This is a genomic window from Enterobacter sp. Acro-832 (genome assembly GCF_011752745.1).
GTDB classification, from domain to species: domain Bacteria; phylum Pseudomonadota; class Gammaproteobacteria; order Enterobacterales; family Enterobacteriaceae; genus Enterobacter; species Enterobacter quasiroggenkampii.
In genome coordinates, this window is record NZ_VWWX01000003.1 from 71,565 (window position 1) to 86,641 (window position 15,077).

Below are 15,077 nucleotides of genomic sequence, written 5' to 3' on the forward strand. Positions count from 1 at the left end.
TTCAGGAAGGTTACCCCTTACGCCCTGAAGCGTAAGGGGTAAAAGCATTACAGGGCAGCGATAACCGCCTGCTGCTCAATCAGCTTGGTCTTCGCATCGGCTAAGGCAACCAGACGCTCACGCTCTTTCGCGATGACCGCTTCCGGCGCGCGGGCAACAAAGCCTTCGTTCGCCAGTTTGCTTTCGATTTTGCCAATTTCCACGTCGACTTTCGCCACTTCTTTCGCCAGACGAGCCAGCTCGGCGTCTTTGTCGATCAGACCCGCCATTGGGATCAGCAGCTCGGCACCGTCGATGATTTTGGTCACGGAAACCGGACCTTTATCATCCGCAGGCAGCACGGTGATGCTTTCCAGACGCGCCATGGTTTTCAGGAAGGTGTTGTTCTCGGTGACGCGACGAACGGCCGCTTCGCTGCAGCCGCGCAGCAGCAGCTCCAGCGGTTTGCCCGGGGCGATGTTCATTTCAGCACGAATGTTACGTACTGCAACAATCGCCTGCTTCAGCCACTCGGTATCCGCAGATGCCGCTTCATCGACTTTCGCCGCATCGAATGCCGGGAACGGCTGCAGCATGATGGTGTCTGCGTTGATGCCAGCAATCACCTTCACGCGCTGCCAGATGGTCTCGGTGATGAATGGAATAACCGGGTGCGCCAGGCGCAGCAGGCCTTCCAGAACGGTAATCAGCGTGTTGCGCGTGCCGCGCAGCTCTGCCTCAGTGCCGCCGTTCATGACCGGCTTCGCCAGTTCCAGATACCAGTCACAGAACTGGTTCCAGGTGAATTCATACAGAATGCCCGCCGCGATGTCGAAGCGGTAGCTGTCCAGCGCCTCGCGGAACGCTTTCACCGTCTGGTTGAATTCCGCCAGGATCCAGCGGTCAGCCAGGGAGAGGGTCATCTCGCCGCCATTGAAGCCGCAATCCTGATCTTCGGTGTTCATCAGCACGAAGCGGCTGGCGTTCCACAGCTTGTTACAGAAGTTACGGTAACCTTCCAGACGTTTCATGTCCCAGTTGATGTCACGACCGGTTGAGGCCAGCGCCGCCAGGGTGAAACGCAGGGCGTCGGTACCGTGAGCCTCAATCCCGTTCGGGAACTGCTTCTCGGTGCGCTTGCGGATTTTCTCCGCCAGCTGCGGCTGCATCATGTTGCCGGTGCGTTTTTCCAGCAGCTCTTCCAGAGAGATACCATCAACCATATCCAGCGGGTCGATGACGTTACCCTTGGATTTGGACATCTTCTGGCCTTCGTCGTCGCGGATCAGACCGGTCATGTAGACGGTGTGGAACGGAACCTGCGGCTTGCCGTCTTCATCTTTGATGAAGTGCATGGTCATCATGATCATGCGGGCAATCCAGAAGAAGATAATGTCGAAGCCGGACACCATCACGCTGGTTGGGTGGAACTGACGCAGCGCGTCGGTGTTTTCTGGCCAGCCGAGGGTGGAGAAGGTCCACAGCGCGGAGGAGAACCAGGTATCCAGCACGTCTTCGTCCTGACGCAGGGCAACGTCAGCGCTCAGGTTGTTTTCCTGACGCACTTCATCTTCGCTGCGGCCAACGTAAACGTTGCCGTCGTTGTCGTACCATGCCGGGATACGGTGACCCCACCACAGCTGACGGGAGATACACCAGTCCTGAATATCGCGCATCCAGGAGAAGTACATGTTTTCGTACTGCTTCGGTACGAACTGAATGCTGCCGTTTTCAACCGCTTCCACAGCCGGTTTCGCCAGCACGTCGGCGCGTACGTACCACTGGTCGGTCAGCATTGGCTCGATAACCACGCCACCACGGTCACCGTACGGCACGGTCAGGTCGTGAGGCTTGATCTCTTCCAGCAGGCCCAGTGCGTCAACGGCAGCCACAATCGCTTTACGCGCGGCAAAGCGTTCCAGCTTCTGGAACTCGGCCGGGATGTCGCTGGAATAAACGTCGGATTCGTTGCCTTTGGTGTCGTACACTTCTGCGCTTTCGCGGATATCGCCGTCGAAGGTCAGAATGTTGATCATCGGCAGGGCGTGACGACGACCCACTTCATAGTCGTTGAAGTCGTGCGCCGGGGTGATTTTCACGCAGCCGGTGCCTTTTTCCATGTCGGCGTGTTCGTCGCCCACAATCGGAATACGGCGGTTTACCAGCGGCAGCACCACGAATTTGCCAATCAGATCTTTATAACGCGGATCTTCCGGGTTAACGGCCACGCCGGTATCACCCAGCAGGGTTTCCGGGCGGGTGGTCGCGACCACCAGGTAATCTTTACCGTCGGCGGTTTTTGCGCCGTCGGCCAGCGGATAGCGGATATGCCACATGGAGCCCTTGGACTCGCGGTTTTCCACTTCCAGGTCCGAAATTGCGGTGCGCAGTTTCGGATCCCAGTTGACCAGGCGTTTGCCACGGTAAATCAGGTCTTCTTTGTACAGACGGACGAAGACTTCTTTCACGGCGTTGGAGAGGCCTTCGTCCATGGTGAAGCGCTCGCGCTCCCAGTCCACGGAGTTGCCGAGGCGGCGCATCTGGCGGGTAATCGTGCCGCCGGATTCCGCTTTCCACTGCCAGATTTTGTCGATGAACGCGTCGCGACCGTAGTCGTGGCGGGTTTTCCCTTCTTCAGCGGCAATTTTACGCTCAACCACCATCTGGGTCGCGATACCCGCGTGGTCAGTCCCCGCCTGCCACAGGGTGTTTTTACCCTGCATGCGCTGGTAGCGGATCATGGTGTCCATGATGGTCTGCTGGAAAGCATGACCCATATGCAAACTGCCGGTGACGTTCGGCGGCGGGATCATGATGCAGAAGGACTCTTTGCTTTCGTCGCCGTTAGGCTTGAAATAGCCCTGCTGTTCCCAGTGCTCGTAAAGCGGCTGTTCGATATCGCGTGGGTTATATGTCTTTTCCATTATTTCCAGGTTGCCGTATTCAGGTTAAAACCAGCCAGGCGGTACGCTTTATAGCGTTCGCGCGCCAGTTGTTTCAAAGATTCTTCGTAAGGGACAAAGTCTACCACTTCTGTGAAAGCGGTGGCAAAATCTGCAAAATCTATCCGCAGGCTAATCAGAATGTCGCGCGCGCTGCTGTTGCGCTTTTGCGGCCAGGCAATTTCAACCGGTGCTCCGCCGCGTGGCCCTTCGCCTGACAGGTTATGCGGAACAAAACTCTCCGGCGGGCGAGCCCACAGCGCTTCATCGAGACGAATGGCCTGCTGCTCATCTTCACAGGCGATCAACACGCGTTTGCCTGCGCGCCAACGTTCTGCGGCAATTTCACACACCAGCTGTTCGACGGCGCTGAGGCCATTCTGATGGGTGTCGTTGTCCAGAAGGTAGAACGTTGCATTCTTCATATATGGGGCTTCTTAGTTTTGGATTCAAATGCAAAGCCGGGTGGCGCTACGCTTACCCGGCCTACGGTTGAATGACGTTGTAGGCCGGGTAAGGCGAAGCCGCCACCCGGCATTTTATATCATTCGTCGCCGTTAAAACCCGCGCGATTGAGCAGGAACTGCGACAGCAGCGCCACCGGACGACCGGTTGCGCCTTTGGCCTTGCCGGAGCGCCATGCAGTACCCGCGATATCCAGATGCGCCCAGTTGTACTTACGGGTGAAGCGCGCCAGGAAGCAGCCCGCGGTGATCGCCCCGCCAGGACGTCCGCCGATGTTCGCCATATCCGCGAAGTTAGACTCCAGCTGCTCCTGATATTCGTCACCCAGCGGCAGACGCCATGCGCGGTCACCGGCCTGCTCCGAGGCGCCAATCAGCTCGTGCGCCAGTGGATTGTGGTTCGACATCAGGCCGGTAATGTGGTGGCCCAGCGCAATCACACAGGCACCGGTGAGCGTGGCGACGTCAATGACCGCTTCAGGTTCGAAGCGCTCAACGTAGGTCAGCACATCGCAGAGTACCAGACGGCCTTCGGCGTCGGTGTTCAGTACTTCAACGGTCTGGCCGGACATGGTGGTCAGGACGTCACCCGGACGATAAGCGCGACCGCCAGGCATGTTCTCGCAGCCCGCCAGAACGCCGATCACGTTGATGGGCAACTGAAGTTCCGCGACCATGCGCATGACGCCGTAAACCGCCGCCGCGCCGCACATGTCGTACTTCATCTCGTCCATGCCTTCGGCAGGCTTGATGGAGATACCGCCGGAATCGAAGGTCAGGCCTTTACCGACCAGCACGACAGGGCGCGCGTCTTCGGCCGGGTTGCCCTTGTACTCGATGACGGACATCAGGGATTCGTTCTGCGAGCCGTTACCGACTGCCAGGTAGGAGTGCATTCCCAGCTCTTTCATCTGCTGTTCGCCGATGACGCGGGTAATGACGTTTTTGCTGTAGGCGTCGGCCAACTGACGTGCCTGAGAGGCCAGGTAGGCCGCGTTACAGATGTTGGGTGGCATGTTGCCGAGATCTTTAGCCGCTTTAATGCCGGCAGCAATCGCCAGACCGTGCTGGATCGCGCGTTCGCCGCTGGTCAGTTCGCGGCGGGTTGGCACGTTGAAGACCATTTTACGCAGCGGACGACGCGGCTCGCTTTTATTGGTCTTCAGCTGATCGAAGCTGTACAGGCTCTCTTTTGCCGTTTCGACCGCCTGACGCACTTTCCAGTAGGTGTTACGCCCTTTAACGTGCAGCTCGGTCAGGAAGCAGACGGCTTCCATTGAACCGGTATCATTCAGCGTATTGATTGTTTTCTGAATCACCTGCTTATACTGACGTTCATCCAGCTCGCGTTCTTTGCCGCAGCCAATCAGCAGAATGCGCTCTGAGAGTACGTTCGGAACATGGTGCAGTAACAGCGTCTGCCCAGGTTTGCCTTCCAGTTCGCCGCGGCGCAGCAGGGCGCTAATATAGCCGTCACTGATTTTATCGAGTTGCTCGGCGATCGGGGAGAGTCGGCGTGGTTCAAAGACGCCCACAACGATGCAGGCACTCCGCTGTTTCTCCGGGCTACCGCTTTTTACACTGAACTCCATGCACTACGCTCCTGAATCTTAAAGACAACGGCGGCTGCTACGGATAGAATTGAAACCTTTCGTAACTCATGTCCGCTGTTGTGGTGACTTCGTGTTAATCTTACGTTACTACGGTTTCGACACGTCAGAAAAAGTCCTGAAGCGTGAATCCGCCGGATGTTTTAATCTTAGCGATGATTTCGACGACTCAAGAGAATAAATGACGTTTAAGCCATGAAACAAGCGATTTTCCAGCAAAGAGACGGGTTTTTACGGGCGTATTTAAAGTGATAATCATAAGATATCTGGTGCGGGAGACGCTCAAAAGCCAACTGGCGATCCTCTTCATCCTGCTGCTGATTTTTTTCTGTCAGAAGCTGGTTAAGATCCTCGGTGCGGCCGTTGACGGCGAAATTCCAACAAATCTGGTGCTTTCCCTGCTTGGTTTAGGGATCCCGGAAATGGCGCAGCTTATCCTGCCGCTAAGTCTTTTCCTTGGCCTGCTCATGACGCTTGGGAAACTCTATACCGAGAGTGAAATCACGGTGATGCATGCTTGTGGCCTGAGCAAAGCGGTCCTGGTGAAAGCCGCCATGATACTGGCGCTGTTCACGGGTATCGTTGCGGCGGTGAATGTGATGTGGGCGGGCCCCATGTCTTCCCGCCATCAGGACGAAGTGCTGGCCGAAGCGAAAGCCAACCCCGGCATGGCGGCGTTAGCCCAGGGGCAGTTCCAGCAGGCAACCGACGGAAACTCCGTGCTGTTTATTGAGAGCGTTGACGGCAGTAAATTCAACGATGTCTTCCTGGCGCAGCTGCGTCCTAAAGGTAACGCGCGTCCTTCCGTGGTGGTGGCAGATTCCGGTCAGCTGGCTCAGCGCAAAGATGGTTCTCAGGTCGTGACGCTGAACAAAGGCACCCGTTTCGAAGGCACCGCGATGTTGCGTGACTTCCGCATTACGGATTTCCAGAACTATCAGGCCATTATCGGCCATCAGACGGTGTCGCTCGATCCAACGGATACCGAGCAAATGGACATGCGTACCCTCTGGAATACCGATACCAACCGCGCGCGCGCTGAGTTCCACTGGCGTATTACGCTTGTCTTCACCGTGTTTATGATGGCGCTGATTGTCGTTCCGCTGAGCGTGGTGAACCCGCGTCAGGGACGCGTGCTCTCTATGCTTCCGGCGATGCTGCTTTACCTGATCTATTTCCTGCTGCAAACCTCGATTCGCTCCAACGGCGCGAAGGGCAAGCTGGATCCCATGATCTGGACGTGGTTCGTCAACAGCCTGTACATCTTACTGGCGCTGGGGTTAAACCTGTGGGATACGGTGCCTGTGCGCCGCATACGTGCCCGATTCTCGCGTAAAGGAGCCATCTAATGCAGGCGTTTGGCGTTCTTGATCGCTATATCGGTAAAACCATTTTTACCACCATCATGATGACGTTGTTCATGCTGGTGTCGCTCTCCGGCATTATCAAATTTGTCGATCAGCTGAAAAAAGCCGGGCAGGGGAGCTATGACGCGCTGGGCGCGGGGATGTATACCCTGCTCAGCGTGCCGAAAGATGTGCAGATCTTCTTCCCGATGGCGGCCCTGCTGGGGGCGCTGCTGGGGCTGGGGATGCTGGCGCAGCGCAGCGAGCTGGTCGTTATGCAGGCCTCGGGTTTTACCCGCATGCAGGTTGCGCTGTCGGTAATGAAAACCGCCATCCCCCTGGTGCTGTTGACCATGGCGATTGGCGAGTGGGTCGCGCCGCAGGGCGAACAGATGGCGCGTAACTATCGTGCTCAGGCGATGTACGGCGGCTCACTGCTCTCGACTCAGCAAGGTTTATGGGCGAAAGACGGTAAAAACTTCGTCTACATCGAACGGGTGAAGGGGAATGATGAACTGGGCGGAGTGAGCATCTACGCTTTCGATGACCAGCGCCGTCTGCAGTCCGTTCGCCATGCCTCTTCGGCGAAGTTTGACGCCGAACATAAGCAGTGGCGGTTGTCCCAGGTTGATGAATCTAACCTGACCGATCCGAAACAGATTACGGGTTCTCAGACGGTAACCGGTACGTGGAAAACCAACCTGACGCCCGATAAGCTCGGCGTCGTGGCGCTGGATCCTGACGCGCTCTCCATCAGCGGTTTGCACAACTATGTGAAATACCTGAAGTCGAGCGGACAGGATGCGGGACGCTATCAGCTCAACATGTGGAGTAAAATCTTCCAGCCGATGTCCGTGGCGGTAATGATGCTGATGGCGCTGTCGTTTATCTTCGGCCCGTTGCGCAGCGTGCCGATGGGGGTTCGCGTCGTGACCGGCATCAGCTTCGGCTTTGTGTTCTACGTGCTCGATCAGATCTTCGGTCCGCTGACGCTGGTTTATGGCATTCCGCCGATTATCGGTGCGCTGCTGCCAAGCGCCAGCTTCCTCCTGATCAGTCTCTGGCTGCTGTTGAAACGCTCCTGATTGACCTTACCTCGCTTCCGGTTACCCGGGAGCGAGGCTAATCTCCTGTTTCACCCCGCACTTTTTCTCACAACCTTCAACGTCCCGCCGCGAATTTGAGTATTATTGAGCGATAACGTCGTGAAGGGATCCTCTATGAAGCAAATTCGAATGCTTGCCCAGTATTACGTCGACCTGATGATGAAGCTTGGGCTGGTGCGTTTTTCCATGCTGCTTGCGCTGGCGCTGGTCGTTCTGGCCATTGTCGTGCAAATGGCGGTTACCATGGTTCTGCATGGTCAGGTCGAGAGTATTGACGTCATCCGCTCCATCTTCTTTGGCTTGCTCATTACGCCCTGGGCGGTCTATTTCCTTTCCGTAGTGGTTGAACAGCTGGAAGAGTCCCGTCAGCGTTTATCTAAGCTGGTGGATAAACTGGAAGAGATGCGCGAGCGCGACCTCAAGCTCAACGTCCAGCTCAAAGACAACATTGCGCAGCTGAATCAGGAGATTTCAGATCGTGAGAAGGCGGAGGCCGAGCGTCAGGCCACCCTGGAGCAGCTGAAAATCGAAATGAAAGAGCGCGAGGTCACGCAGATCCAGCTTGAGCAGCAATCCTCCTTCCTGCGGTCGTTCCTGGATGCGTCGCCGGATCTGGTGTTCTACCGTAATGAAGATAAAGAATTTTCCGGCTGTAACCGGGCGATGGAGTTGCTTACCGGGAAAAGCGAGAAGCAGCTGATTCACCTGAAGCCGCAGGACGTTTACTCTGAAGAGGCGGCGGCCAAGGTCATGGAGACCGACGAAAAAGTCTTCCGTCATAACGTCTCGCTGACCTATGAACAGTGGCTGGACTACCCGGACGGACGCAAAGCCTGCTTTGAGATCCGTAAGGTGCCCTACTATGACCGCGTGGGCAAACGCCACGGCCTGATGGGCTTTGGCCGCGACATCACCGAGCGTAAGCGCTATCAGGATGCCCTGGAGCGCGCCAGCCGCGACAAGACCACCTTTATCTCCACCATCAGCCACGAGCTGCGTACGCCGCTTAACGGCATCGTCGGGTTGAGCCGTATTCTGCTGGATACCGACCTGACCGCAGAGCAGGAAAAATACCTCAAGACTATCCATGTCTCAGCGGTCACGCTGGGTAATATCTTCAATGATATTATTGATATGGATAAGATGGAGCGCCGTAAAGTTCAGCTTGATAACCAGCCGGTTGATTTCACCAGCTTCCTTGCCGATCTGGAAAACCTGTCCGGCCTGCAGGCGCAGCAGAAGGGCCTGAGCTTTGTTATGGAGCCCACCCTGCCGCTGCCGCATAAGGTGGTGACTGACGGCACGCGACTGCGCCAGATCCTGTGGAACCTGATCAGCAACGCGGTGAAATTCACCCAGAAGGGGCAGGTGGCGGTGCGTATCCGCTATGACGAAGGCGACATGCTGCACTTCGAGGTAGAGGACTCCGGAATTGGTATTCCGCAGGAGGAGCAGGACAAGATCTTTGCCATGTACTACCAGGTGAAAGACAGCAACGGCGGGAAACCGGCGACCGGAACAGGCATTGGCCTGGCGGTCTCTAAACGTCTGGCGAAGAGTATGGGCGGTGATATCACCGTAGCCAGCCAGCCGGGCAAAGGGTCAACCTTCACGCTGACGGTCCATGCGCCAGCGGTGGCGGAAGAGGTAGAAGATACCTTTGAAAATGACGATATGCCGCTGCCTGCCCTGCACGTCCTGCTGGTGGAAGACATTGAGCTGAACGTGATCGTGGCGCGCTCGGTGCTGGAAAAACTGGGCAACAGCGTGGATGTCGCGATGACCGGCAAAGCCGCGCTGGAGATGTTTAAACCCGGCGAATACGATCTTGTTCTGCTGGATATTCAATTACCGGATATGACCGGGCTGGATATCTCGCGCGAGTTGACGCGTCAGTACGCGGCCGACGAACTGCCGCCGCTGGTTGCCCTGACGGCGAACGTGCTGAAAGATAAAAAAGAGTATCTCGATGCCGGTATGGACGATGTACTCAGCAAGCCGCTGGCGGTGCCTGCTCTGACCGCTATGATCAAAAAGTTCTGGGATACCCATGATGAAGAGGAGAGCACCATGACGCCTGTTGATAGCGCAAAAGCCCAAACGATACTCGATACCGCGATGCTGGAGCAGTATATCGATCTGGTGGGGCCGAAACTGATTACCGACGGTCTGGCCGTGTTCGAAAAAATGATGCCGGGCTATCTGAGCGTGCTGGAATCCAACCTGACGGCCCGTGACCAGAAGGGGATCGTGGAAGAAGGACATAAAATCAAAGGTGCAGCCGGCTCGGTTGGCTTACGCCACCTGCAGCAGCTGGGACAACAGATTCAGTCGCCTGATTTACCTGCATGGGAAGATAACGTGGGTGATTGGGTTGAAGAGATGAAGCAAGAGTGGCAAAACGATGTTGCGGTGCTTAAAGCCTGGGTTGACGCCAGAAAAAAATGACCCCGGATTAACCGGGGTGCGCGAATACTGCGCCAACACCAGGGAAATCGTGGCTGCGCCTGTTTTTAAACGTTATTTTCGAAAGGGCGCTGCCTGAAAAATTTAGGCCGCACGCAGATAAGATAGCAAATCTTAAATGGTTTGTTACATGAATCAGTGAAATGTGTGAAGCATAGCGTTTTAATCAAAATTATTAATGTGCTTCAGCCAGTTGCAGAAAAGGATTGTCATGATGAAAAAGATTGGTGTCGTGCTCAGCGGATGTGGTGTTTACGATGGTTCTGAGATACACGAAGCCGTCATTACGCTGCTGGCCCTGGCTAAGCAGGGAGCAGAGGTGATTTGTTTTGCGCCAGACAAAAATCAGGCGGATGTGATTAACCATCTGACCGGTGAACCAATGGCGGAAACCCGTAACGTGCTGATTGAAGCCGCACGTATTGCGCGAGGTGACATCCATCCTCTTATTCAGGCAGACGCCGCAGAGCTTGATGCGCTCATTGTCCCGGGTGGATTTGGCGCGGCCAAAAATCTCAGTACCTTTGCTGCGCAGGGCGCGGAGTGTCAGATCGATCCTCATCTCAAAGCGCTGTCGCAGGCCATGCATGCGGCAGGGAAACCGCTGGGCTTTATCTGTATCGCACCGGCGATGTTGCCTAAGATTTTTGATTTCCCGCTGCGCCTGACCATCGGGACGGATATTGATACCGCGGAGATCGTCGAGGAAATGGGGGGCGAACACGTTCCGTGCCCGGTGGATGACATTGTGGTTGATGAAGATAATAAAATTGTCACCACGCCGGCCTATATGCTGGCGCAGAATATTGCAGAAGCGGCCACGGGAATCGAAAAGCTGGTCGCCCGCGTGCTGGTGCTGGCTGAATGAGTCGTCAATCCGGCGCAGGTGCGTGGGTAAAACGTACTTTATTGCGCATCGTTCTGGTGCTGGCGGTGTTTTGGGGCGGTGGACTCGCCCTGTTCAGCATTATGCCGGTCCCGTTCTCCGCCGTGATGGTTGAGCGTCAGCTTGGTGCGTGGCTCAGCGGTGATTTCGGCTATGTTGCCCATTCTGACTGGGTAAGCATGGACGAGATCTCGCCGTTCATGGGGCTGGCGGTCATCGCAGCGGAGGACCAGAAATTCCCGGAGCACTGGGGATTCGATGTGGCCGCGATTGAGAAGGCACTGGCGCATAACGAACGTCATGAAAACCGCGTGCGCGGCGCGTCAACGTTGTCGCAGCAGACGGCCAAAAATCTGTTTCTGTGGGACGGCCGCAGCTGGGTGCGAAAGGGGCTGGAAGCAGGATTAACCCTGGGCATGGAAACGGTCTGGAGCAAAAAGCGCATTCTGACCGTGTATCTCAACGTTGCCGAGTTTGGCGACGGGGTATTTGGCGTAGAAGCTGCCGCGCAGCGTTATTTCAATAAGCCAGCCAGCCGTCTGAGCATGTCTGAAGCAGCGCTATTGGCCGCTGTTTTACCGAATCCCATCCGTTTTAAAGCCAGTGCCCCATCAGGATACGTGCGTAGCCGTCAGGCGTGGATTATGCGCCAGATGCGTCAGTTGGGAGGAGAAGGGTTTATGGAGAGCAACAAACTTATGTAGGGCGGGTAAGCGCAGCGCCACCCGCCTGAAGGGGAGAGACCTTAATCTTCGTCGAACCCTGCGTTAAACAGCGCAATCACCGCTGCCAGCGCTTCCTCTTCCTGAGGGCCGGTGGCTTCGACTTCAATCTGACGCCCTTTGGCGGAATCCAGCATCAGCAGCGCGATCACGCTGTTCGCTTCCGCTTCGGTACCTTCGTCATTCCGCAGCAGAACTTCTGCATCGAAACCCTGCATCAGCTCAAACAGCTTCATCGCCGGGCGCGCATGCATGCCCAGCTTATTGGTGATCTCAACGGTCTGTTTTACGGTCATGTTTTACGTTTTTCCAGCGTGCGATGACGGGACTGAACGTTCTTCCCGCGCGAGCGGAAATAGTCGGCCAGCTGTTCGGCGATATAAACCGAACGATGTTTACCGCCGGTACAGCCAATCGCTACCGTCAGGTAGCTACGATTGTTTGTCTCCAGCATAGGTAACCATAGCTCAAGGTAGCTTCGCGTCTGGTAGATAAAATTGTGAACTTCTGTGTGCCTGTCGAGGAAGGCCGCAACGGGTTTATCCAGACCGGTCATGGGACGCAGTTTCGGATCCCAGTGCGGGTTCGGCAGGAAGCGCACGTCGAAAACATAATCCGCATCAATCGGGATACCGTGCTTAAAGCCAAAGGATTCGAACACCATCGTCAGTTCGCGCTCGCGCTTACCCAACAACCGGGTACGCAGCATTTCTGCCAGCTCGTGAACGGACATCTCAGAGGTGTCGACAATCAGGTCGGCACGAGAACGCAGCGGCTCCAGCAGATCGCTCTCTTCATCGATAGCACTCTCCAGAGAGAGGTTCTTACTGGAAAGCGGGTGCAAACGACGGGTATCGCTGTAGCGGCGGATCAGGGTATTACGGTCTGCATCAAGGAACAGCAGTTGCGGCGAGAATGCGTCGGGCAGGTTACTCATGGCCTGTTCGAAGATCTCTGGCGATTCAGGCATGTTACGAACGTCGATACTGACGGCGGCCGAGGTTTGTCTCTCCGCCAGCGTACGGGCCAGTTCGGGCAACAACACGACCGGCAGGTTATCGACGCAGTAAAAACCCATGTCTTCCAGCGCGCGCAGAGCAACGGATTTCCCCGACCCTGAACGGCCACTGACAATCATCAGCACCATGTTCCGTTTCTCCTCAGGACAACAGATGTGAAGGCCATCTCCTGGTTATGCATCATCCTGATTGCCTTCTGCTTCAGTGATAATTTGATAGAGCTCTTCATCACTTTGAGCCGAGCGCAGTCGACGGCAAATGGTTTTGTCAGCCAGACGCTTGGCGACCAGCGACAGCGTATGCAGATGGGTTTTCGTCTGGTCAGCAGGCACCAGCAGCGCGAAGAGGAGATCGACGGGCTGGTTATCAATGGCATCGAAGGCGATCGGTGTTTCAAGCTGCACAAACACACCGACGGCACGCAGGGTATCCTCTTCCAGTTTGCCATGCGGGATCGCGATGCCGTTGCCGATACCGGTACTGCCCATCTTTTCACGGGTCAGAATCGCTTCGAACACCACCTGCGGCGGCAGGCCCAGCTGTTTTGCGGCCAGTTCACTGATGATCTCCAGCGCACGTTTTTTGCTCTGGCAGTGAACCGCACTGCGGGTACATTCCTGGTTAAGGACATTGCTCAGTTGAAGAGCGGAATCGTTGTTCATCATAATTTCACCTAAGCGCTAACTGTACAAATGGCCTGTTGTGTTTCACAACAGGCCGTCCTGCACCCGTTAACTGCCCGGACAATTAGTGTTGTTTCAGTTTATCTTTATGTTTATTGAGCTGTCGCGCAAGCTTATCAATCAAGCCGTCGATAGCAGCGTACATGTCTTGCCCTTCCGCACTGGCATGCAGTTCACCCCCGTTAACATGCAGGGTGGCATCCGAGATATGAGTCACTTTCTCCACTTTCAACACAATATAGACCTGATTGATCCTTTCGAAATACTGCTCGAGTTTTGCAAACTTCGTGTTCACAAAGTCGCGTAAAGCCTCAGTAATTTCGACGTTTTGTCCAGTGATGTTGAGCTGCATAGTGTCTTCCTTATCGGTTGTGTCAGACCAGCTGTTTACGCTGGTTGGACGGCGGAATGGATAAAGACTCTCGATACTTCGCAACAGTACGACGTGCCACCATAATACCCTGATCGGACAGCATGGTGGTTAACTTACTGTCGCTTAGCGGCTTCGCGGGGTTCTCCGCGGCGATCAACTTCTTCACCAGGGCACGGATGGCCGTGGACGACGCTTCGCCGCCGCCCTCGGTATTCACATGGCTGGAGAAGAAATACTTAAGCTCAAAAATACCGCGTGGACTGTGCAGATACTTCTGCGTGGTGACACGGGAAATGGTTGATTCATGCATCTCGACGGCCTGGGCGATATCCGCCAGCACCATCGGTTTCATATACTCTTCACCCTGCTCAAAGAACGCCTGCTGCTGTTCGACAATGCAGCGGCTGACGCGTAGCAGCGTATCATTTCGGCTCTCCAGACTTTTGATCAGCCATCGCGCTTCCTGCAAATTGCTACGAATATATTGATTGTCGGAGTCGTTACGCATGCTGGTGCACATGGAGGCATACTGCTGGTTGATTTGCAGGCGAGGGATACTGTCAGAGTTCAGTTCAACGACCCAGCGGCCGTTATTTTTTCTGACCAACACATCCGGGATCACGTACTCGGGTTCGCTGGTCTGGATAGACTGACCGGGGCGCGGATCGAGCGACTGGATCAGATTCACCGCTTCTTTCAGCACCTCTTCTTTCAGGCGCGTGACGCGCATCAGGGTGCGGAAATCGTGGTTCGCCAGCAGATCCAGGTGATCGCTGATGATTAGGCGCGCCTCGTCGAGCCATGGCGTCTCTTTGCTGAACTGAGAAAGCTGGATCAGCAGGCAGTCGCGCAGATCTTTTGCGGCTACGCCTACCGGATCGAAACGCTGGATGCGCTTCAGAACGGCTTCAACTTCCTCAAGCTCAATCTCGTCGTCGCCCATGCTTTCCAGAATATCGTCCAGCGTGACGGTCAAATAGCCGGTGTCGTCAACGGCATCGACAATTGACGTGGCAATCGCGCGGTCAGTATCGGAGAAGGGGGTGAGTTCCACCTGCCACATCAGGTAATCCTGCAGCGACTGGGTGGTTTCTCCCTGATAGACCGGTAGCTCATCGTCCTGGTAGTCTGCACGCGTACCGGAAGGGGTGCCGGCGGTGTAGATTTCATCCCAGCTGGCATCCAGCGGAAGCTCGTCGGGCATCTCTTTTTGTTCGAGTGCATCTGCGGTATCGAGCGCTTCTGTATCCTGCGATTGCTGGGTATCTACCTCGTCATGAAGATCGGTTTGTTCCAGCAGGGGGTTGCTGTCCAGCGCCTGCTGGAGCTCCTGCTGAAGTTCTAACGTGGACAGTTGCAACAGGCGAATTGCCTGCTGTAGCTGCGGCGTCATCGCCAGTTGTTGGCTGAGCCTTAATTGCAAACCTTGCTTCATGTTCAGAGCATTTTTCTCCGGTTCGGCGTTACGTTACCTCTACCCT

General features: G+C 55.6%; 13 protein-coding genes. 5 read left to right on the plus strand and 8 right to left on the minus strand.

Annotated features, from left to right (window positions below; all coding sequences use genetic code 11):
• Positions 1-47: 47 nt before the first annotated feature.
• The 3 genes from F3J31_RS11620 to pepA form a co-directional block, all read right to left on the minus strand.
• Positions 48-2,903, minus strand: coding sequence for a valine--tRNA ligase (locus F3J31_RS11620; RefSeq protein WP_167213237.1), 2,856 nt, complete (start codon positions 2,901-2,903; stop codon positions 48-50).
• Complete coding sequence (gene holC, locus F3J31_RS11625) at positions 2,903-3,346, minus strand: DNA polymerase III subunit chi (RefSeq protein WP_150057417.1); 444 nt, start codon at positions 3,344-3,346, stop codon at positions 2,903-2,905. The genes F3J31_RS11620 and holC overlap by 1 nt, the downstream gene beginning before the upstream one ends.
• Before the next feature lie 119 nt (positions 3,347-3,465).
• Entirely contained in the window at positions 3,466-4,977 is a 1,512-nt protein-coding gene (gene pepA, locus F3J31_RS11630; RefSeq protein WP_024906344.1) for a leucyl aminopeptidase, read from the minus strand.
• A gap of 266 nt (positions 4,978-5,243) precedes the next feature.
• On the opposite strand from pepA, the gene lptF reads away from it, so the two are divergent.
• The 5 genes from lptF to mtgA all read left to right on the plus strand — a co-directional run bounded on the left by lptF (position 5,244) and on the right by mtgA (position 11,503).
• The gene (gene lptF, locus F3J31_RS11635) at positions 5,244-6,344 is read left to right on the plus strand and encodes an LPS export ABC transporter permease LptF (RefSeq protein ID WP_048028830.1); all 1,101 of its coding nucleotides are present in this window, start codon (positions 5,244-5,246) and stop codon (positions 6,342-6,344) included.
• A complete protein-coding gene (lptG, locus tag F3J31_RS11640) occupies positions 6,344-7,426 on the plus strand; it encodes an LPS export ABC transporter permease LptG (protein ID WP_045910114.1) in 1,083 nt (360 codons plus the stop codon). Before lptF ends, lptG begins: the two co-directional genes overlap by 1 nt.
• Before the next feature lie 135 nt (positions 7,427-7,561).
• Positions 7,562-9,895 (plus strand): aerobic respiration two-component sensor histidine kinase ArcB, encoded by a 2,334-nt coding sequence (gene arcB, locus F3J31_RS11645; RefSeq protein ID WP_167213240.1) that lies wholly within the window; start codon positions 7,562-7,564, stop codon positions 9,893-9,895.
• A 232-nt stretch (positions 9,896-10,127) separates the two neighbouring features.
• Positions 10,128-10,781 (plus strand): isoprenoid biosynthesis glyoxalase ElbB, encoded by a 654-nt coding sequence (gene elbB / locus F3J31_RS11650; protein WP_048029292.1) that lies wholly within the window; start codon positions 10,128-10,130, stop codon positions 10,779-10,781.
• On the plus strand, positions 10,778-11,503 hold the full coding sequence (mtgA, locus tag F3J31_RS11655; protein ID WP_048225123.1) for a monofunctional biosynthetic peptidoglycan transglycosylase: 726 nt from the start codon (positions 10,778-10,780) through the stop codon (positions 11,501-11,503). The genes elbB and mtgA overlap by 4 nt, the downstream gene beginning before the upstream one ends.
• 41 nt (positions 11,504-11,544) lie before the next feature.
• Here the strand turns inward: mtgA and npr are convergent, their stop codons facing one another.
• From npr to rpoN, 5 genes are all read right to left on the minus strand, one after another.
• Complete coding sequence (gene npr, locus F3J31_RS11660) at positions 11,545-11,817, minus strand: PTS phosphocarrier protein NPr (RefSeq protein ID WP_003861872.1); 273 nt, start codon at positions 11,815-11,817, stop codon at positions 11,545-11,547.
• The gene (gene rapZ, locus F3J31_RS11665) at positions 11,814-12,668 is read right to left on the minus strand and encodes an RNase adapter RapZ (protein ID WP_045910110.1); all 855 of its coding nucleotides are present in this window, start codon (positions 12,666-12,668) and stop codon (positions 11,814-11,816) included. The genes npr and rapZ overlap by 4 nt, the downstream gene beginning before the upstream one ends.
• A gap of 45 nt (positions 12,669-12,713) precedes the next feature.
• The gene (gene ptsN, locus F3J31_RS11670; protein WP_008501443.1) at positions 12,714-13,205 is read right to left on the minus strand and encodes a PTS IIA-like nitrogen regulatory protein PtsN; all 492 of its coding nucleotides are present in this window, start codon (positions 13,203-13,205) and stop codon (positions 12,714-12,716) included.
• 82 nt (positions 13,206-13,287) lie between these two features.
• Positions 13,288-13,575, minus strand: a complete 288-nt coding sequence (gene hpf / locus F3J31_RS11675; protein ID WP_013098943.1) for a ribosome hibernation promoting factor — start codon at positions 13,573-13,575, stop codon at positions 13,288-13,290.
• Positions 13,576-13,597: 22 nt separating this feature from the next.
• The gene (gene rpoN / locus F3J31_RS11680; RefSeq protein WP_167213243.1) at positions 13,598-15,031 is read right to left on the minus strand and encodes an RNA polymerase factor sigma-54; all 1,434 of its coding nucleotides are present in this window, start codon (positions 15,029-15,031) and stop codon (positions 13,598-13,600) included.
• Positions 15,032-15,077 lie beyond the last annotated feature (46 nt).

Excerpts from the sequence above, each read along its gene's own strand:
- holC (WP_150057417.1), bottom strand. The coding sequence starts at position 3,346 with ATGAAGAATGCAACGTTCTACCTTCTGGACAACGACACCCATCAGAAT.
- elbB (WP_048029292.1), top strand. The coding sequence starts at position 10,128 with ATGAAAAAGATTGGTGTCGTGCTCAGCGGATGTGGTGTTTACGATGGT.
- pepA (WP_024906344.1), bottom strand. The coding sequence starts at position 4,977 with ATGGAGTTCAGTGTAAAAAGCGGTAGCCCGGAGAAACAGCGGAGTGCC.
- arcB (WP_167213240.1), top strand. The coding sequence starts at position 7,562 with ATGAAGCAAATTCGAATGCTTGCCCAGTATTACGTCGACCTGATGATG.
- mtgA (WP_048225123.1), top strand. The coding sequence starts at position 10,778 with ATGAGTCGTCAATCCGGCGCAGGTGCGTGGGTAAAACGTACTTTATTG.
- rapZ (WP_045910110.1), bottom strand. The coding sequence starts at position 12,668 with ATGGTGCTGATGATTGTCAGTGGCCGTTCAGGGTCGGGGAAATCCGTT.
- npr (WP_003861872.1), bottom strand. The coding sequence starts at position 11,817 with ATGACCGTAAAACAGACCGTTGAGATCACCAATAAGCTGGGCATGCAT.
- hpf (WP_013098943.1), bottom strand. The coding sequence starts at position 13,575 with ATGCAGCTCAACATCACTGGACAAAACGTCGAAATTACTGAGGCTTTA.
- F3J31_RS11620 (WP_167213237.1), bottom strand. The coding sequence starts at position 2,903 with ATGGAAAAGACATATAACCCACGCGATATCGAACAGCCGCTTTACGAG.
- ptsN (WP_008501443.1), bottom strand. The coding sequence starts at position 13,205 with ATGATGAACAACGATTCCGCTCTTCAACTGAGCAATGTCCTTAACCAG.
- lptG (WP_045910114.1), top strand. The coding sequence starts at position 6,344 with ATGCAGGCGTTTGGCGTTCTTGATCGCTATATCGGTAAAACCATTTTT.
- rpoN (WP_167213243.1), bottom strand. The coding sequence starts at position 15,031 with ATGAAGCAAGGTTTGCAATTAAGGCTCAGCCAACAACTGGCGATGACG.